Annotated in this window: 18 protein-coding genes, 1 tRNA gene and 1 riboswitch; of the genes, 7 read left to right on the forward strand and 12 right to left on the reverse strand. The window is 52.1% G+C overall.

The window, feature by feature from the left end; translation table 11 throughout:
- Positions 1-260 precede the first annotated feature (260 nt).
- The 6 genes from A6U95_RS10570 to A6U95_RS10595 all read left to right on the forward strand — a co-directional run bounded on the left by A6U95_RS10570 (position 261) and on the right by A6U95_RS10595 (position 5789).
- A complete protein-coding gene (locus A6U95_RS10570) occupies positions 261-779 on the forward strand; it encodes an outer membrane beta-barrel protein (protein ID WP_065684470.1) in 519 nt (172 codons plus the stop codon).
- A gap of 295 nt (positions 780-1074) precedes the next feature.
- Positions 1075-1149, forward strand: a riboswitch (Fluoride riboswitch).
- A gap of 105 nt (positions 1150-1254) precedes the next feature.
- Positions 1255-2157, forward strand: a complete 903-nt coding sequence (locus A6U95_RS10575; protein ID WP_065684471.1) for a manganese-dependent inorganic pyrophosphatase — start codon at positions 1255-1257, stop codon at positions 2155-2157.
- A gap of 3 nt (positions 2158-2160) precedes the next feature.
- Complete coding sequence (locus A6U95_RS10580; RefSeq protein WP_065684472.1) at positions 2161-2589, forward strand: universal stress protein; 429 nt, start codon at positions 2161-2163, stop codon at positions 2587-2589.
- A 14-nt stretch (positions 2590-2603) separates the two neighbouring features.
- Positions 2604-3884 (forward strand): phosphopyruvate hydratase, encoded by a 1281-nt coding sequence (eno, locus tag A6U95_RS10585; RefSeq protein ID WP_065684473.1) that lies wholly within the window; start codon positions 2604-2606, stop codon positions 3882-3884.
- A gap of 400 nt (positions 3885-4284) precedes the next feature.
- Complete coding sequence (locus A6U95_RS10590; protein ID WP_065684474.1) at positions 4285-5187, forward strand: hypothetical protein; 903 nt, start codon at positions 4285-4287, stop codon at positions 5185-5187.
- An 89-nt stretch (positions 5188-5276) separates the two neighbouring features.
- The gene (locus A6U95_RS10595; protein WP_065684475.1) at positions 5277-5789 is read left to right on the forward strand and encodes a DUF3828 domain-containing protein; all 513 of its coding nucleotides are present in this window, start codon (positions 5277-5279) and stop codon (positions 5787-5789) included.
- A 3-nt stretch (positions 5790-5792) separates the two neighbouring features.
- Here A6U95_RS10595 and A6U95_RS10600 read toward each other — a convergent pair whose 3' ends face one another.
- The 7 genes from A6U95_RS10600 to xerD all read right to left on the reverse strand — a co-directional run bounded on the left by A6U95_RS10600 (position 5793) and on the right by xerD (position 13844).
- Positions 5793-7193, reverse strand: coding sequence for a hypothetical protein (locus tag A6U95_RS10600; RefSeq protein ID WP_065684476.1), 1401 nt, complete (start codon positions 7191-7193; stop codon positions 5793-5795).
- Between the two features lie 263 nt (positions 7194-7456).
- A tRNA-Gly gene (locus tag A6U95_RS10605) sits at positions 7457-7530 on the reverse strand.
- Positions 7531-7687: 157 nt separating this feature from the next.
- Positions 7688-9205 carry a lysine--tRNA ligase gene (gene lysS, locus A6U95_RS10610; RefSeq protein ID WP_065684477.1) on the reverse strand — a complete coding sequence of 506 codons (1518 nt, stop codon included), beginning with the start codon at positions 9203-9205 and terminating at the stop codon, positions 7688-7690.
- A gap of 9 nt (positions 9206-9214) precedes the next feature.
- Positions 9215-10313, reverse strand: a protein-coding gene (gene prfB / locus A6U95_RS10615; RefSeq protein WP_098929871.1) for a peptide chain release factor 2 whose coding sequence is annotated in 2 segments (ribosomal slippage) — positions 9215-10237 and positions 10239-10313 — 1098 coding nt in all. Because the reading frame shifts where the segments join, the coding sequence is not laid out codon by codon here.
- Between the two features lie 150 nt (positions 10314-10463).
- A complete protein-coding gene (gene recJ, locus A6U95_RS10620; protein ID WP_065684478.1) occupies positions 10464-12197 on the reverse strand; it encodes a single-stranded-DNA-specific exonuclease RecJ in 1734 nt (577 codons plus the stop codon).
- A gap of 6 nt (positions 12198-12203) precedes the next feature.
- Positions 12204-12917, reverse strand: coding sequence for a bifunctional protein-disulfide isomerase/oxidoreductase DsbC (dsbC, locus tag A6U95_RS10625; RefSeq protein WP_024530768.1), 714 nt, complete (start codon positions 12915-12917; stop codon positions 12204-12206).
- Positions 12918-12944: 27 nt separating this feature from the next.
- Complete coding sequence (gene xerD / locus A6U95_RS10630; protein WP_021179811.1) at positions 12945-13844, reverse strand: site-specific tyrosine recombinase XerD; 900 nt, start codon at positions 13842-13844, stop codon at positions 12945-12947.
- Positions 13845-13981: 137 nt separating this feature from the next.
- Between xerD and fldB the strand changes: the two genes are divergently transcribed.
- On the forward strand, positions 13982-14500 hold the full coding sequence (gene fldB, locus A6U95_RS10635; RefSeq protein ID WP_021179810.1) for a flavodoxin FldB: 519 nt from the start codon (positions 13982-13984) through the stop codon (positions 14498-14500).
- A gap of 35 nt (positions 14501-14535) precedes the next feature.
- Here fldB and creD read toward each other — a convergent pair whose 3' ends face one another.
- The 5 genes from creD to sdhE form a co-directional block, all read right to left on the reverse strand.
- Positions 14536-15924, reverse strand: coding sequence for a cell envelope integrity protein CreD (gene creD / locus A6U95_RS10640; RefSeq protein ID WP_065684479.1), 1389 nt, complete (start codon positions 15922-15924; stop codon positions 14536-14538).
- Between the two features lie 103 nt (positions 15925-16027).
- The gene (gene creC, locus A6U95_RS10645) at positions 16028-17446 is read right to left on the reverse strand and encodes a two-component system sensor histidine kinase CreC (RefSeq protein WP_065684480.1); all 1419 of its coding nucleotides are present in this window, start codon (positions 17444-17446) and stop codon (positions 16028-16030) included.
- Positions 17443-18138, reverse strand: a complete 696-nt coding sequence (creB, locus tag A6U95_RS10650) for a two-component system response regulator CreB (protein ID WP_065684481.1) — start codon at positions 18136-18138, stop codon at positions 17443-17445. The genes creC and creB overlap by 4 nt, the downstream gene beginning before the upstream one ends.
- On the reverse strand, positions 18138-18560 hold the full coding sequence (locus A6U95_RS10655) for a protein YgfX (RefSeq protein WP_065684482.1): 423 nt from the start codon (positions 18558-18560) through the stop codon (positions 18138-18140). The genes creB and A6U95_RS10655 overlap by 1 nt, the downstream gene beginning before the upstream one ends.
- The gene (sdhE, locus tag A6U95_RS10660; protein WP_021179805.1) at positions 18541-18807 is read right to left on the reverse strand and encodes an FAD assembly factor SdhE; all 267 of its coding nucleotides are present in this window, start codon (positions 18805-18807) and stop codon (positions 18541-18543) included. Before sdhE ends, A6U95_RS10655 begins: the two co-directional genes overlap by 20 nt.
- Positions 18808-18894: the final 87 nt, after the last annotated feature.

The raw sequence follows: 18894 nt of genomic DNA on the forward strand, positions 1-18894 counted from the left end.
TTAAAAACCCTATTTTTAATAGGTACCATTCTTTTAGTTAACAATATGGTGAGCGCTTCTATGAGAGGAGTGTCAAACCATCATCCCACCCATACAAAAACCGCAATTAAAAGACTAGGTAGATTATCTTTTAGAGTATCAACAAATAGACGAAACCATTGTTTAGTTTGTTAATATTACCATTAGGCATTACATCATGGTGATATCAACAAAAAACATTTCCCACCATAGAACGTTTAGTTATATCTAAGGGGTGTATTTTGAAAACTAAAAAAACATGCTATGCTTTGCTTTTCCTCATTGCTCCACTATCTGCACTTGCAGGGCAAGAGTTATCTTTAAATTCTGGAGTTACTTATATAGAAGGTAATGATGCAGGTGGTCATATACAAATAGGGTATCAATATGGTTTTACAAAAAACCTGGGCATTTATACTGGCTATGCCTATGGACATGCTAGTCTAGCTGGCGATACAGCCCTAATTATTTCAGATGGTTACGCTCATCCTGAAAATATAACCTATCATACAATTCCGCTCGCCTTGCAAGCCACGCTGCCTTTGGGGCATCATTCACTCTATATTCGAGCAGGCACTAACCTTTATCATGAAGATAATACTATTGAGAGTAAAAACGGACTTGGCCTTTATGGCGCCGTTGGGTGGAAATATTATTTTGGTGATGAGCAAAATTGGAATATCGGCTTATCTTATCAACGGATGAAAATGCACAATTACAATGTAAACATAGGGACGTTTGATATAGGATATGGCTTTTAGTGATTAATCGTATATTATTCCATCACTGGAGCACACCCAATTCTACAGACAGCTTCTGTCCTCACGGTGAGGCCTTTTCGAAGGCCTCTGGACAGATGCCGCTGTGATAACGGTGGCGCCGGGTCCGGTTGTAGAGTACTTCAATGTAGTCGTGAAACGTAATTCAGAATAATAAAATCCTCCTAGAATTCAGAGTAGTGAAGCTTTAAACGATTTTCTGAATGTCAGGAAAAAAATGATCACGGTCAAAGTAGCCGGCATTTTTGTTGCACAGATTATAATTTTGCCCTATGCTTTTTTTCAAGGTGATGGTGTTCCACCTTTCCCAACCGCCGGACTGTCCAGTTCGGATGATGACGCCTGATATACATTTTTGCTTTTATCCTTAGGCACGTATGTCAGGTACACTTATGAAAAAAAATCATCTTTTACCTTTGATCTTTCTTGCGTCTGATTCCTCAGAGGAGACGCTGAAATGATCTATGTCTTTGGCCATCAGAATCCCGACAGCGACAGCATCTGCAGCGCGCTCATTACAGCAGACTGGCTGACAAATCTCGGCAAGCGCGCGACTCCTTTTAGGCTCGGTGACATTACACCTGAAACGGCATTTATTCTGCAGCAGGCCGGCGTAGCCCCTCCCCCCTTGCTCGACGAAGACCTCAGTGGCAAACAGGTATGGCTGGTCGACTTTACCGATCTGGAACAGGGCCCTTCCTCACTTGCCGACGGCAACATTGTAGGCATCATAGACCATCACCGGCTGGGCACCGTTATGACACAGGATCCTCCGGATGTTTGGATACGTTCCTACGGCTGCTGTGCCACGGTGATCTGGCAAATCCTTACCCTTGAAAATCCTCAGCCGATCTCTTCATCTCAGGCCATCCTGATGTTAGGAGCGATACTGAGTGATACTGTTGCGCTCACATCACCTACCACTACAGCTCAAGACATCGCTGCCGTGCAGTCATTATCCTCCATAAGCCAACTCAATTATGACTCTTTCGTGAAAGAGCTGCTGATCGCGAAAACAGATATAAGGGCGCAAACACCAGACTCACTTCTTAAGAAAGATGCCAAGCGCTACCGGATTAACGCCCAGTCGGTGCTGCTTTCTCAAATCGAAGTCGCAAGCATGTCAGCAGTAGATGCAATGCTCGCTGACCTACTTATCGCATTAACAAAAGAGTGTCAGTCCGGCGATTTTGACATTGCGATGTTGGCTGTCACGGACATCTTTAAGAAACACACAACGATATATTTCTCAGAAAATAATGCGCTCAATCTAACGTGTCTGTCTCTTCCAGGCATTATAAGCAGGAAAAAAGAGATACTGCCGTGGCTGACGGATACTCTCTCAACCTCCTCGAGGTAATCAATGCAAATGTATAAACATGCTCTGTTAATGCTCAGCGATGAAACCGACGGCCAGTTTCTGCTTCAAAGTGTCGCCAGGGGTTTTCATGAACAAGGGACGGTGATCACCCTTGGACACCTCACTTCAGATCTTCAAGAGTTAGACATTACCTCAGACTCTTTAACGAAAGACCGGCAGTCTGCTGAAATTATTGCGGCAAAAACAATGCTTAGTCGGTTAGTGAAGACAGTCAATTTTCCCGTGGATGTGAAAGAGATAGTGACGATCAGCCGCTTTAAAGACGTAGAGGCCTACGTCGCCGATGCGGGTGTAGATCTGGTCATTATGGGACATAAAAACAGACTTTTCGGGATGCTCTCTTCCCATTCAATTGAATTCGTCAACCATCTGACCATTGACGTGTTGATTAAGCATATTGCAACCAACTGATATTAGAGGTTTATATGAGCTTTATTATTGAAACAATCCATGCCCGTGAAATTCTGGACTCTCGGGGTAACCCAACCCTGGAAGTCGATGTTTCAACCCAATGCGGTACTGTTGCAAGAGCCTCCGTCCCCTCCGGAGCAAGTACCGGTTCGCGAGAGGCTATAGAGCGCCGCGATGGTGATAAAGCGCGCTTCGGCGGGAAAGGAGTCCTCAACGCGATCAAAAGCGTTAACACTGAGATTCATAACAGCCTTAAAGGGCATGATGTACGCGATCAGCGCGGCATCGATAACATTATGATTGCCCTGGATGGGACGGATAATAAAGCGCGCCTGGGGGCAAATGCTATTTTGGGCGTTTCATTGGCCGTATCACGGCTCGCCGCTCAACTATCTCATACGCCTTTGTACCGCTATCTTGGTGGGATTGGGGCAAATCTGCTGCCGGTGCCTTGCATGAATATCATCAATGGGGGCGTTCATGCCCGCGGTCAGGGGGCTGACTTTCAGGAATATATGATTGCGCCTTACGGTGCACCAACGTTCAGGGAGGCCATGCGTTGGGGTAGCGAAGTATATCAGTCGCTTCGTCAGGTTCTTCTTGAAATGGGCCTGTCGACCGGTGTGGGCGATGAAGGCGGTTTTGCCCCGGCAGTTTCTTCAAATCGTGAACCGCTGGAACTGATTGTCCTTGCCATAGAGAGAGCAGGGTTCCGCCCTAATGAAGATATCGTTATCTGTATGGACCCAGCCTCCAGTGAGTTTTATCGAAACGGAAAATATCATCTGCGTACGGAGAATGCCGAGCTGACCTCGCAGGAGATGGCGGACTACTACCAGATGCTGGTTAAAACCTTCCCGATTGTCCTTATTGAAGATGGCCTTGCGGAAGATGACTGGGCAGGATGGAAAATTCTGCATGATCGATTGGGAGATCAGATTGAACTGGTTGGTGACGATCTGTTTGTGACCAATGTGAAGTATATACAGCGCGGGATTGATGAAAATCTTGCGAATGCTGCATTGATTAAACTCAATCAGATTGGCTCCCTGAGTGAAACCTTTGATGCGGTTCAGCTCTGCTATGACAACAACTGGGGTGCCTTTATCTCACACCGCAGCGGAGAGACGATCGACAGCTTTATCGCCGATATGACAGTGGCCATGCGTGCAGGTCATCTCAAAACAGGAGCCCCGTGCCGGGGTGAGCGTATCGAAAAATACAACCAGCTCATGCGAATTGAGGATGAGTTGGGCTCGTCAGCACAGTTTGCAGGAAAGTCAGCCTTTAAATAACCTATTATGGCAATAACCCTGGCGAACCGCCGGGGTTATTAATGGATGTATATTTATTCTTTCTATGCTTACACCCGCGATGCAAAGCTTGATTGTCATAAACAGGAAAGCGAACTGACCAAAGCTACTGAACCCCGATAACACCGATGAGGCATTAACATGGCTGACATACGCGGCCGAACCTGACACCTTGCATCCTGCAATAATCTTGTCGGGCACATGCCCCCAGAAGCGGAGATTTCCCTTGCAGTGAGCCGTTTTATCATAAGCAGAAAATAGTCCCTGAGTCTGGTAATCTACCAGGCTTGAGTTCTTGGGTTTTAAGCCTTCCGCTAACTACCTATGGTACAGTAAGGCATCACGTCAGTGATTATGTGATTGATTATAGGGATATAAAAGTATGATTGCCGAACATACCGCGTTTTTCGCCAGCCCCTCCAAGCGATGTGATGATGTGTCTGCCATCGAGCGTAGAATAGCGACAAAGACGCTCTACTTATTGCTTTCTCCCGTTTTCACACTTGTTTTCATTGCATCTCTGGCTACGCCAACCCTATTTTTTATCGAGGGTGACACCTTTCTACTGGGTGTTTTATTTTTATTGTTCCTTCTCCCTCTGAATTATTTATTCTTTAAAAGAATTAGCGACAACTTAAAATTAAAGCATGGAGAGGTATACTTTAACGTCACCTCTGAAGGTGTTTTTTACACGCGATACAACGATCTTTCAGGCGGTGTAAGTCATTATCAGCTACTATGGCCAGAAGTCACTGGCTCGTTAGAGGACGGCACCAAGGCCACGATTGGCTTTCGTAATACGGGCTATAAAAACAACACTAAAAACCTGGTTATCTACACCGTAAACCAATCTGGTGAAACGAAAGAAAATTTAGTCCCGGTGCATGAAATAAAGAAATTCAAGTATTACTGGGATATTACACGTGCAATACTGATGCAGATTGCCTCGCTGCAACGGCCTGAGCTGGTGATTTCTGAGGAGGTTTTCTATGACTTCAATGTTAACCCCTCGACGTTTCAGTTTCAGAAGAAAAGCCTTCGAAGAAGGCTGGCAAACTTCGTTGGGATCACTACGTCACTTATCCTTATATGCGGGGCCTTGTATGGTGTATCTATAGGGCTTACAACGATTGAAATGAGTGGCTTCTGGTTTGCGATGTCTCTGGTGATTTTGTTTTTGGTTATGTTATTAATCATCGCGTTCACCGTGGTGATCTTTGGTCGCATCCCTTTCTTTAGGAATAGTTTTCCAACGTATACTTTGGTTGCGTACAGGGCTGAGTAAGAGCCATCTGGCGTTGCCATCAACGTGAGCGCTCCGTAGTATGGACCAGCTGATTTAAGGGATAGAGAACTTTTAAGGGGGTGGTAACCATGCGTTTTTTGGCTTTGCTTTGTTTTTCTCTCCTTTCGTTTGCTGCACTCCCACAGCCCGCATTGGCCATTGAAAATCCCAGTGCCTTTTTAGCACGGATTTATGCCACCTATAGCCATGATGATGTTTCAGTCGCATTCATTAGCCAAACGGGTCCGAAGCGCATTGCTTCAAAGAAATTCATCGCGGTGCTGGCAGAGGATCAGGCGCTAACCTTGCCGGGCGATATAGGCTATCTTGACGCTGACCCGATCTGCCAGTGTCAGGATTATCAGAACCTGGTGGTGAAGAATATCAATATTCTCTCTAACGATAATAAAAAATCGCATGCCACAGTCACCTTTCGCGCTTTTAGTGATAGCAACCTTACGACAACCACCGGGTTTGATTTAGTGGCTGAGAATGGGCAATGGTTTATTGACGATATTTTTGATACCAATCAGCAAAGTGTTCGTCATGCCATTGATGCAAATAATAAAGCCCTACGTATAAAAGGGGAAACATTGCCATAATCGCTAGTTGCCTTTGTCATTTGAGGGCTCATTGCGAACGCCTGACGCTATTGTGCCCTGCGCTTTTTCATCGCGCCATTGCTTGCGCAAAGAAAACATTTTCTCTAGGGCACGTCGTATGGTAGTTATCCAACCGGCCGGCCGTGGATCCGCCAACATGCTTAATGCACGTGCATAGTCAAGCACCAGCCCTGGTGTCCAGGCCATCGTTTTTGCTCGTTTACGTATTTGTACCGCCACCCATAATTCCGGCGTCGTGAGAATTTTACTCAACACCCACCAGTGACCACGTTGTCCCCATATTTTGCTCACTACACCTTCCAGCGCCGCTTCAAGACCCCGCGCCACACTGCTTGAGCAGTTACGATGCGTAAGATTATAAGTATTGTCTTCACGATAAACTTCCCAGAACCGTTTCAGACGTTCAGCATCGTAGTTTCTGATCCTCACACGCTGGGTTGAAGGACACCATGCACCTGACTCAGTCACATAATCCGGTTGGAATCTCCCTTCAACATTATTGTCTGCGGTTGCCCGTAGCAAGCGGGTAAATTGATCTGGCGACCGGTCAATATCGACCGCCGGATACAAACTGATATAAATACCTTCCGGAGATTCAAGTGCAGCATGGCCAGTGGAAATCACTCCGTTTTTATCCACCGCAGCAATATAACGATCAATAACAGGATGAGGCACCGTTGCACTCTTCGAGGATCCCACTGGAGTCCAGACATGTATGGTCAGTGCAGGTTCATCATCAGCCGGAGGGCCTTCCCATTCAGTTACCAAAGGCGTGGTTATTGCGCTACTGGCTTCCTCTGCGGCCTTATTACCCAAAACTGCTGGGTTGACCTCCAGCTTTTTGACGCGCATCGCCAGCATAACCATATTCCACCCACCAAACATCAACCCCAGGCCTAAACAATAAGGCACGGTGCCGACATAATGGGTCGGATAGGGCTGAAAGAAGAAAATAGCTAACATGACTTCCAATACACCGCCAGCCACCACCAACTTCCAGTTTTTATAGCGCACGACCCCAGCGGAGACAATTTGCAATAGCCCATCGGCCAAAAACAAAGTGCCAAAAATCATCGATAAAATAAAATGGCCATGGTGTTGCCCACTCAAGATCAATACCGCAGCCAGGGAAAATGCGCCCCCTTTTACGTAACGCAAGGTACGTTGCCCGCCGATGCCGGTATGCGCGACCATCAGCGTTGCCAGTCCCTCAACCAACAACAGGAAAGCGAAGGGATGCAAAGGGAAATAAATCGCGTTATCTAACGCATCGATGAAAACGATTAAGCCCGCTAACACACCTAACCAACCGGCAGTCATCAACCCTCGCCAGCGGTTACGCAAATAATCAACCCCCAATAAAATCATTACCAACCGAACCATGCCTTATTCCCCTCTAATTGTAAGGCGGCTTGTCAGATCTACGCAGAAGTGGTTTTCCAAGATGGCATGAGTATAGTTTCCACCTCTGAAATCACGCAATTTGTGTCGTTTCAAACTGCATAGGTGCAACTACAGGCATTTCTGTACAAGATACTGGGTTGATTGGGGAAATGCGGGTTAAACCAAGTTGATATGGAAAATGATAAAAACGCTGTTAAATCAGAGAATTGTTGATTTTGGTGGAGTTCGGGGAGACTTGAGATTGGAGCGGGTGAAGGGAATCGAACCCTCGTATGCAGCTTGGGAAGCTGCCGTTCTACCATTGAACTACACCCGCTTAGGTGTGCGACTGGCATTATAACCGGTTATGCGCGCCGGGCAAGAGAAGAAAGTGCATAACTGCCGATGTTTTAAGCGGTTAGCAACACCCTGCTCTCTTCAGGCGAAAAAAAACCGGCACAGTCGCCTGCACCGGTTTAATCACTTGGCGAAGATTACTTGCTCGGGCGCATGGCCGGGAACAGGATCACGTCGCGGATGGTGTGGCTGTTGGTCAACAGCATCACCATACGGTCGATACCGATGCCCAAGCCTGCAGTTGGCGGCAGGCCGTGTTCCAGCGCGGTGACGTAGTCTTCGTCGTAGAACATCGCTTCGTCGTCACCAGCATCCTTCGCGCTAACCTGATCGGCAAAACGCTGCGCCTGATCTTCTGCGTCGTTCAGTTCCGAGAAGCCGTTACCGATTTCACGCCCACCGATGAAGAATTCGAAACGGTCGGTGATTTCCGGGTTCTCGTCGTTACGGCGTGCCAGCGGAGAAACCTCTGCCGGATACTCGGTGATGAAGGTTGGCTGGATCAGATGGCTTTCAGCGGTCTCTTCGAAGATCTCGGTAACCACGCGGCCCAGGCCCCAGCTCTTCTCAACCTTGATGCCGATCGACTCGGCAATCGCTACGGATTTAGCCATATCGTTCAGATCGTCCAGATTGGTTTCCGGGCGATATTTCTTGATCGCTTCGCGCATGGTCAGCTTGTCAAACGGCTTGCCGAAGTCGAATACCTCATCGCCATAAGGCACTTTGGTGTCACCCAGCACGTCCTGCGCCAGCGTACGGAACAGCGACTCAGTCAGTTCGATCAGGTCTTTGTAATCCGCATACGCCATATAGAGTTCCATCATGGTGAACTCTGGGTTATGACGCGGGGAAACGCCTTCGTTACGGAAGTTACGGTTGATCTCGAACACGCGCTCGAAGCCACCTACCACCAGGCGCTTCAGATACAGCTCTGGCGCGATACGCAGGTACATGTCGATGTCCAGCGCGTTGTGGTGAGTAACGAACGGACGAGCAGACGCGCCGCCAGGGATCACCTGCATCATCGGGGTTTCGACTTCCATAAAGCCTCGACCCACCATGAAGTTACGGATCGCCGCCATCACCTGAGAACGGATCTTGAAGGTGTTACGGGATTCTTCGTTAGCGATCAGATCCAGATAACGCTGGCGATAACGGGTTTCCTGATCGGCCAGGCCGTGGAACTTGTCTGGCAGTGGACGCAGTGCTTTGGTCAGCAGACGCAGCTCGGTACAGTGGATAGACAGTTCGCCAGTTTTGGTCTTGAACAGCTTACCGCGTGCGCCGAGGATATCGCCCAGGTCCCATTTCTTGAACTGCTCGTTGTAAACGCCTTCAGGCAGATCGTCACGTGCGACGTAGAGCTGAATGCGGCCACCCATGTCCTGCAGCGTCACGAAGGAGGCTTTACCCATGATACGGCGGGTCATCATACGGCCAGCCACGGTCACTTCGATACCCAGAGACTCCAGCTCTTCATTTTCTTTGCTGCCGTATTCGGCATGCAGCTTGTCGGAGGTGGTATCACGACGGAAGTCGTTCGGGAACGCAATGCCGTTCTCGCGCAGCGCGGCCAGTTTTTCACGGCGTGACTGCAGCTCGTTGTTGAGATCCAACGCCTGTTCGGCGCCTTGTGCTTGTTGCTCAGACATTTCTGTTCCTCATAACCCGGCTTTCAAACTTGCCTCAATGAATTTATCCAGGTCGCCATCCAGTACGGCCTGCGTATTACGTGTTTCGACGTTGGTGCGCAAATCCTTGATGCGGGAGTCATCCAGCACGTAAGAACGGATTTGGCTGCCCCAGCCGATATCAGACTTGTTGTCTTCCAGCATTTGCTTGTCAGCATTTTTCTTTTGCATCTCGTATTCATACAGCTTGGCGCGCAGCTGTTTGAATGCCTGATCCTTGTTCTTATGCTGAGAGCGATCGTTCTGGCACTGCACCACAATGTTGGTTGGCAAGTGGGTAATACGCACCGCCGACTCGGTTTTGTTAACGTGCTGACCACCGGCACCGGAGGCGCGGTAAACGTCAATGCGCAGATCGGCCGGGTTGATTTCGATATCGATATCGTCATCCACTTCCGGATAGATAAATACGGAACTGAAGGAGGTATGGCGACGGCCACCGGAGTCGAAGGGGCTCTTGCGTACCAGGCGATGCACGCCGGTTTCAGTACGTAACCAGCCAAACGCGTAGTCGCCGATAATCTTGATGGTTGCCGATTTCAGGCCCGCGACGTCGCCGTCGGACTCTTCAATCACTTCCGTTTTAAAGCCTTTGGATTCCGCCCAACGCAGGTACATGCGCAGCAACATGCTGGCCCAGTCCTGTGCTTCGGTGCCGCCGGAGCCCGCCTGGATATCCAGGTAGCAGTCCGCGCTATCATATTCGCCAGAGAACATACGACGGAATTCTAGTTGTTCCAGCTTGGCGCTCAGTTGATCGAGCTCAACCACGGTCTCGTTAAAGGTGTCTTCGTCTTCCGCCTCGACCGCCAGTTCCAGCAGACCCGTGACGTCTTCACAACCTTGTTCCAGCTGATCGATGGTTTCAACAATGGCTTCCAGCGACGAGCGCTCTTTGCCTAATGCCTGTGCGCGTTCAGGTTCGTTCCAAACGTCCGGCTGTTCCAGCTCGGCGTTAACTTCTTCTAAGCGTTCTTTCTTGGCATCATAGTCAAAGATACCCCCTGAGAACGGCTGTCCGCTCGGACACATCCTGAATGCGGTTTTTTACCGGATTAATTTCAAACATGATTTTTTGCGTTCTTACGTTGATGTCGTCGATGGCGAAATGCCATTGGAACCGGTAATTCTAGCGGATCCAGCGGCCAGTTTATAGCGAGTTGGTCAGTTTTTGTGGGGGATTGAGATCAGGGCACCCGAAGGTGCCCTGATAAACCGGTTAACGCGGCCAGAGGTGTTGGATTAGCAACTGCACGTTACGGTTACCACGGAACTCATTCACGTCCAGCTTATACGCCAGTTCCACTTCTTTGATGCTGCTGTCCGGCCACTGCGTGGTATCGATGTTGAAGGCGATGCCGTCCAGCAATGGGCCACCACCAAGCGGTTCGATCATCAGCTTCAGGTGTTTTTCGCCCACCAGCCGCTGTTGCAGGATACGGAACTTGCCGTCAAAGGTTGGCTCAGGAAACGCCTGCCCCCACGGCCCGCCCTCACGTAGAAGTTCTGCAGTGGTCAGGGTCAGTTCTTGCATCATCAGTTCGCCGTCCGACCAGATCACACCTTCCAGCATGGCGGGATCTAGCCATTCGCCGACCAGTTCGCCAAAACGCTGGCGAAACTCGTCAAACTTGGCCTCCTCCAACGACAAGCCCGCCGCCATCGCATGGCCGCCGAACTTCATCATCAGCCCAGGATTCAGGGTATCGAGCCGCTCCAGCGCATCACGCATATGCAACCCGGCCACCGAGCGGCCAGAGCCTTTCAGAATGCCGTCGCCCGCAGGGGCAAAGGCGATCACCGGGCGATGGAAACGCTCTTTGATACGCGAAGCCAGAATGCCTACCACGCCCTGATGCCACTCCGGGTGATACATCGCCAACCCGTAAGGCAGTTCAGTGGTCGTGCGCTCCAGTTGATCGCACAGCTCCAGCGCTTCCACCTGCATCCCCTGCTCAATCTCACGCCGGGTGTGGTTGAGCGCGTCGAGATCGTTGGCCAGCATACGCGCCTGGGCAATATCGTCGCTCAACAGCATGGCTACGCCGATCGACATATCGTCCAGCCGCCCTGCCGCGTTCAGCCGTGGCCCAAGGGCAAAACCGAGATCGCTAGCGGCCAATTGCCGCGCATCGCGGTTGGCCACCTCCAGCAAAGCGCGGATACCTGGCCGACACTTGCCAGCCCGGATGCGGTTCAGCCCCTGATACACCAGAATACGGTTGTTGGCATCCAGCGGCACCACGTCTGCCACCGTGCCCAATGCCACCAGATCCAGTAATTCGGCCAAATTAGGCATAGCCAGCGCACGCTGTTCGAACCAGCCGCTGTCACGCAGCTTGGCCCGCAACGCCAACATCAGATAGAAGGCAACGCCAACACCAGCCAGGGATTTGGAGGGAAAATCACAGTCACGCAGGTTCGGGTTAACGATCGCCTCTGCCGCAGGCAGCGTATCGCCCGGCAGATGGTGATCGGTGACCAGCACCTGTATTCCCAAGCCGTGCGCAACGTCTACACCCGCATGAGAAGAGATGCCGTTATCAACCGTAACGATCAGCTCGGCACCCCGAGCTGCCGCCTGTTCCACCACTTCAGGGCTCAGGCCATAGCCATCTTCAAAACGGTTGGGCACCAGATATTCGATGGAGCTACAGCCCATGCTACGCAAGGCCAGCACCGTCAGTGCGGTACTGGTGGCACCATCTGCATCAAAGTCGCCCACCACCATGATGCGACGACCATCGGCCAGTGCCTGCTGCAATATCGCTACCGCAGCATCGATACCGCTTAACTGTTGCCAAGGCAACATGCCCTTGACGCTACGCTCCAGTTCCTGCTCGCCCTTAACTCCACGCAACGCGTATAAACGACGCAACAGGGGGGGCAGGCTGGCGGGTAAATGGCTGGCATCTGCCGCCTCGCGGCGGCGTAATTGGGTTTTAATACTCACCGTGACTTATTTCGTGGCTGCGGAGGCTGCATGCGCATCCAACATCGCGGCCATCTCTTTCGGCCCTTGGTAGCCAGGGACAACCATGCCATTTTTCAGCACGATAGCCGGAGTACCGTTGATACCAAACTGTACGCCCAGTGCATAATGCTGGCTGATATCGGTTTTGCAGGTTGCCGGAGACACTGCGTCGCCCTTCATGGCGGCATCGAAGGCTTTAGCCCGGTCTGCGGTACACCAGATGGAACGCATATCTTTCTCTGCCTGAGATTCCAGGCCCTGACGCGGGAACGCCAGATAGCGCACGGTGATCCCCAGATCGTTGTACTCTTTCATCTGCTCGTGCAGCTTATGGCAATAGCCACAGGTGATATCGGTAAACACGGTGATCACGTGTTTCTCTTTCGCCGCTTTGTAGACGATCATCTGATCTTTCAGCGCTTCCAGACGGGTCATCAACAGTTGATTAGTCACGTTGACCGGCTCACCGCCGCTGACGTCAAACAGCGGCCCTTGCAGCACGTGTTTGCCATCTTCCGTCACATACAGCGTGCCGCCTTCGGTCAATACGGTTTTCAAACCGGCGACCGGCGAGGGTTGCACGTCTGCCTGCTTAATGCCCAGGCTACCTAGTGCTTTCTGAATGGCTGCATCGTCAGCATGGGCCGCGCCGGTAACCGAGGCCACCAGCAGGGAGAGCAGCATTAAACCTTTTTTCATTCTTCCAATCCTTTCGATCCCTGCGCGTCAGGCGCGCGGGTGATGCTGTTGATGTAGCTGTTTCAATCTTTCAGTGGCTACATGAGTATAAATTTGTGTGGTTGAGAGGTCGCTATGCCCCAATAACATCTGTACGACACGAAGATCGGCCCCATGGTTCAGTAAATGGGTGGCGAAAGCATGGCGCAGCACATGCGGAGACAGCCGTTCGCTGTCGATACCCGCTAGGATCGCATAGTGTTTAATCCGATGCCAGAACGTCTGGCGGGTCATTTGCTGGCTGCGGTTGCTGGGAAACAGCACATCCAGCGTCTGGCCGTTCAGCATCCAGGGCCTGCCGTGTTCCAGATAATTTTCGATCCAGTACACCGCTTCTTCGCCCAACGGCACCAGGCGCTCTTTGTTGCCTTTACCGATCACCCGCACCACGCCCTGGCGCAGGCTGACATCGCTGATGGTCAACCCCACCAGCTCCGACACGCGCAAGCCGGTGGCATACAACACCTCGAGCATAGCCTTGTCACGCAGCTCCAACGGTTGATCGACGCAAGGCGCCTGTAGCAAGGCCTCAACCTGCGCTTCGCTCAGATCCTTGGGTAACCGCTGCGGTAATTTGGGCGAGGCCAGCAACGCGGTGGGGTCATCCGCCCGCATTTTTTCACGGTTGAGATATTGGAACAGGCGGCGCATCGCGCTTAACAACCTGGCTGAGCTGGTCGCTTTGTATCCTCCCTCTACCCGTTCGGCGAGAAAGGCCTGTAAGTCCAGAGCTTCGGCCTGTAAAAGGCTGCGGTTGTTGAGAGCCAGCCAACCGGCCAGCGCCTGTAAATCGAGCCGATAAGAGGCCAGCGTATTCTCTGCCAGATTGCGTTCGATCCACAACGCATCCAGGAATTGCTCAATCAGCGCACTGTCTTGCTGTTGCACGCGGTCCCCTCTTCATTATCTTCATACCCTATGGATTTCAAGCTGCAGCTTGAAAGACGACGGGTATATGCCACAGGCATTATGCCTTAAGGTATACTCGTTGCAATTCTACACACGGCATTATAAACGGTTTAAATATGAAGATTGGTCTGTTTTACGGCTCCAGCACCTGCTACACCGAGATGGCGGCAGAAAAAATCCGTGAGATTCTGGGTGAAGACCTGGTCGACCTGCACAACCTGAAAGACGTTTCTCCCAAGCTGATGGAAGACTATTCCATCCTGATCCTGGGTATTCCAACCTGGGATTTTGGTGAGCTGCAAGAGGATTGGGAAGCGATCTGGCCGCAACTGACTGAACTAGACCTGAAAGGCAAGATTGTCGCCATGTACGGGATGGGCGATCAGTTGGGTTATGGCGAATGGTTCCTGGATGCGCTGGGGATGTTGCACGACCAGCTTGCCCCGCAGGGCGTGCAGTTTATCGGTTTCTGGCCGATTGACGGGTTTGAATTCACCAGCCCCAAACCGCTCAGCGCCGACGGCAAACACTTTGTTGGCCTGGCGCTGGATGAGGTGAACCAGTACGATCTGAGCGAAGAACGCCTGCAACAGTGGTGTGAACAGATCCTGCTGGAAATGGAACCGCTGCTGTAACGAAATTGGGCGCGATATCGCGCCCAACAAAGTCCTTATTTCCACAACCTGAAACGGCTCTCGCCATTACTGGCTGGCGTCTCAGCGGTTTCTGGCTCAGCAGCGTTGCCCTTCAAGCGAGCCGGGTCGGCCACCTGATACCAGTCCAGTTTTCGCGTCAGCAGCATAATGCCTGCCAGCACCCCGAACAGCAGCACCGAACCTAATACCAGCGCGTTATCTTCCGACTGCAACAGCATATACAGAATGCCATACAGCAGGAGCAGACTGGCGGCGAACAGCATGCCACGGCGCATCCCGCGCAGCACGGCGCTGAGGTAGAAGGCAATCAGTCCACTACAGGCCACGCTTGCCAGCAGGTAGGCTACGTCGAATCCCAGATGTTCCGAGAAAGCCAGCAGGATCAGGTAGAACAGCACCAGTGCCGCCCCCACCAGCAGATACTGGATCGGGTGTACCCGCAGCCCGGTCAGGGTTTCGAACAGGAAGAACGCCATAAACGTCAGCCCCAGGAACAGCACCGCATACTTCACCGCTCGCTCGGTCAATTGATAGTGATCGACCGGTTCGATCAGGCTAGTCGTGAAGGTCGGCAGCTTTTCCTCTTCCATAATGCCGTTGTCATACATGAAGGCGCTATTAATGTTGTTGGCAAACCAGGTGCTGCGCCAGCGGGCAGAGAAGCCTTTATCGGTCACCTTGCGCTCATCCGGCAGGAAGTTGCCGAGGAAGTTCGGGTGCGGCCAGTTGCTTTGTAATAGCAACTCGGAACTGCGCCCTACCGGCACCAGGGACAAGCTGCTGGTCCCTGCCAGGTTCAGTGTGAAATCCGCCGTCAGCCCTTCTTTCTGCAACGAGGCCAGGGCCAGCGGTGCATGGATCCCCTGAGAAAGCCCGCTGACCAAAGTACCCGGTTCAAACTTGGCCTGCTGTTGAATGCCGTTGAGGGCAGAGATGCTTTTGATACCACGAGAATCGCTTAATGACAGCATCAGGAAGGGTTGGCCGACCGTAATGTTGCTATGCTGCAAATCCTCCAGATCAGGTTGGCCGAATTTCACCTGGAAATCCAGTGGCCCCTGATACACCTGAGTCTGGTAGATACCCAGCTTGCGGATCTCAACGTTGGGCCTGCCATTCACCACCAAGGATTCGGGCAAGACAAAGCGTTGATAGCGGCTGGTCTCTATCTTGATTTCACCTTTTTCGTTTTTCTTCTCTTCGCGCAAGGTGTACGGGATCACGATCACTGGCCCAAGAATACGCTGCGCCCGGCTGGTGCTTTCACTCACTTGCCCCACCACGCTCTGGCGATAGCCGCTGCGTTCCTGTACCACATCCATGAGCATGCCCACCGGGATCATCATCAGGATCATCAATCCCAGCAGGGTGGTTATTTTCCAAAACAGTACCGATTTAAACATCGTGGCAGACTCCTTGTAGGTAATGTCGCTACGATAAAGTCGGCAAGTGAAATCAGAATGTGGTTATGTGAAGAGAAGGTGAAGTGCGGACAAAAAGTTGTAATCAGAGAGGTAAAGTGAGAACGGCCTTCGCGCCGGTGGGTTGCAGGTTTTGCAAACGGATGGTGCCACGATGCAGGCGCGCCACTTCCTGCACGAAGTTCAGGCCCAGACCGCTGCTCTTGGGTTTATCTTCCCGCGCCAGGGAATAGAAGCGTTCAAACACTTTATCCAGCGCATAGTCGGGTATGCCGCTGCCAGTATCGCAAAGGGTGATTTGGTAATGATGCTCTAACCGCTCGCCATCAATGCTAACCGAGCCACCCACCGGGGTGAAATCCAGGGCATTATCCAGTAGGTTGCTCAGCGCCTGCCCAAGTAAAAACGCATCTCCAGTCAGCGATGCTTCCGCCAACGCTCCCAATTCAATCGTGACACCACGCTGCGCCGCCTGTGCTTCTTTACCCGCGACAATCTGCCGGATTAACGGCACCATCGCTACCGCAGCCAGTTCCAAACCGGGCCGGCTTTCTAACTGCGCCTGCACCAACAGCTTATCGACCAATTGCTGAATGCGAGCGCTCTGCTGTTCGATGTTGGTCAAAAAGCGTTTTGCCGTCGCCGGAGGCGGTGACTCCTGCAATAGTTCCGCCGCGCCACGGATCGCCGCCAGCGGGCTTTTCAGTTCATGAGTCAGGGTATGCACATACTGTTCAATGTAAGCCTTGCCTTCCAGCTTCATACGCATGCTTTCCAGCGCTTGCGCCAGTTGGGTAAGTTCAACGCTGCCCATGCGTGGTAACGGCACCGCCTCGCCGTGCGCCACTCCGTCGGCATAACTCACCAGGCGGTTGATCGAGCGATTAATCCACCAGACGAAGCCCAGCCCGATCGCTAGCGCAATCCCCAGCAACACAGCACCCGCCAGCAAAATACGCCGCTCGCTGCGGCGGATCACCGGTGCCATGGTGCTGTTAGGCTTGCCGACGCTCAACACGCCGATAATCTGCCCTTGCTCCACTACCGGTGCGGCCACGTACATCACCGAACTGCTCTCATCATCGGCAATCGTCCGGGTACTACGCGCACCGTATTGGCCACGTAATGTCAGATAAACATCGTTCCAGCGGGAGTAATCCTGCCCCAGCGCCTGGCCTGATGAATCGAAAATCACCTTGCCGCGCCCATCGGTAAGATAGACGCGATATTCGTTACGATCTTTACGGATCCCGGCAATATTGGCCCCGATCGGCCGCTGATTTAGTTGGGCGATAGCCTGTGCCAACTGACCTTTTGCCGCATCCCCATGTCTCATATCCAGCCGCGCCACCTGTGCCAGCAAGTTGGCGGTATCCACCAGCGTGCCTTCAGTGGCACGCCGTACGCCAGGTTTGACCTCCTGCACGAAAATGCTCAGTACGAAATAGCCCGCCACCGCCACAATCAGGAAATAGCCCAACAGCAGGCGCAGGCCAATCCTCATGGCTGGCGGCTCACGCTATAGCCTAAGCCACGATGGGTATGGATCGGGGGTTCTGCGGCGTCGATTGCCCGCAGTTTGGCCCGCAGCGTTTTGATATGGGTATCAACGGTACGATCCAGGCTCTCTTCCGCCTGTGCCCAAACGATGTCCATCAACTGCTGGCGGGAGAACACCCGGCCAGGCGCTTGCAACAGGGTTTTCAGCAACAAGAATTCATAGCGGGTCAGCGGCAACGGCTGTTGGTGGTAGCAGATCGTGGCCCCCTCTTCATCCAGGCTGAAGGCACCAAAATGATAAAGGGCAGGCTGTTGCAAGCGCTGCTGCTTGTGTAAACGCCGTAGGATCGTGCGCACGCGGGCGCTGACCTCACGCGGGGAAAAGGGCTTGGCGACATAGTCATCGGCACCGATTTCCAGCCCGATCAGGCGATCGAGCTCGCCGCTACGGGCAGTAAGAAACAGGATCGGTAAATCCGCCGCCTGCGCCAGCAGCCGACGGCAAAGCTCAAAACCGTTGATATCGGGCAGGCCGACGTCGAGGATCACCAACGCCGGTAAGCCCTGTTGCAAAGCCTGTAAAGCAGGCTCGCCACGTTCAAACCAACGCACCTGAAAGCCTTCGCTCTCCAGGGTATAAATCAGCGTATCCGCAATGCTGGGCTCGTCTTCTACCAGCCAAAGCAGCGGTTTCATTATACGTCCTCGTCGGTAGCGGATTGTTCAAACAACAACCGTTGACGCAGTTGACGCCAATCCGCTTTGCTCATGGAATCCGAAGCCAACCACAGCCGATGGCGTTTCTTGCCGTCGATCTGTTGAAGCGACAGCAAAATACCGAACCCAGGCATCCAGGGCTTGTTCACCATCAGCCATTCCTGGCCATGCCACTCAATCCGGCGTTCAGCCAGCAACCGCAGTTCTCCCTGCCTGGATGCAATGCGCTTTTGGCTGCGAATGCACTCAAACACCACCAACGTCAACAGCACTAACCAGATCGGGCCATAGCCTTCCGGCCACGGGGCGATCAGGATCAGCAAAATGAGCAGGCCGTGAGTCAGCAATGAGACTAACTGGGTACGCCAGGAAACGCGGACATCACATCGCCACTGGGCCACGGGCTTTATTTCGCATTTGGATCAGGGACACCATTCTCTGCAGATCTTGATCCTGCGGAGCGCCATGATTCATCAGCCAGTTGAACAAATCGGGGTCGTCACATTCGAGCAAGCGGATGAATACGGCCTTGTCTGCATCACTCAGCGTATCGTATTCATGTTCGAAAAACGGCATGATCGAGATATCCAACTCGCGCATGCCGCGGCGGCAGGCCCAGTGAATACGTGCTTTATTATTAATATCCATGTTGTTATGACTAACCTCTTTTCGGCATGGCTTGCCATGCTCTTGGGCAACCGACACTTGGTATGGCAACGCGCGCGCAATTTAATT

Origin of the sequence: Serratia sp. 14-2641 (assembly GCF_001692375.1) — a bacterium.
GTDB classification, from domain to species: domain Bacteria; phylum Pseudomonadota; class Gammaproteobacteria; order Enterobacterales; family Enterobacteriaceae; genus Chania; species Chania fonticola_C.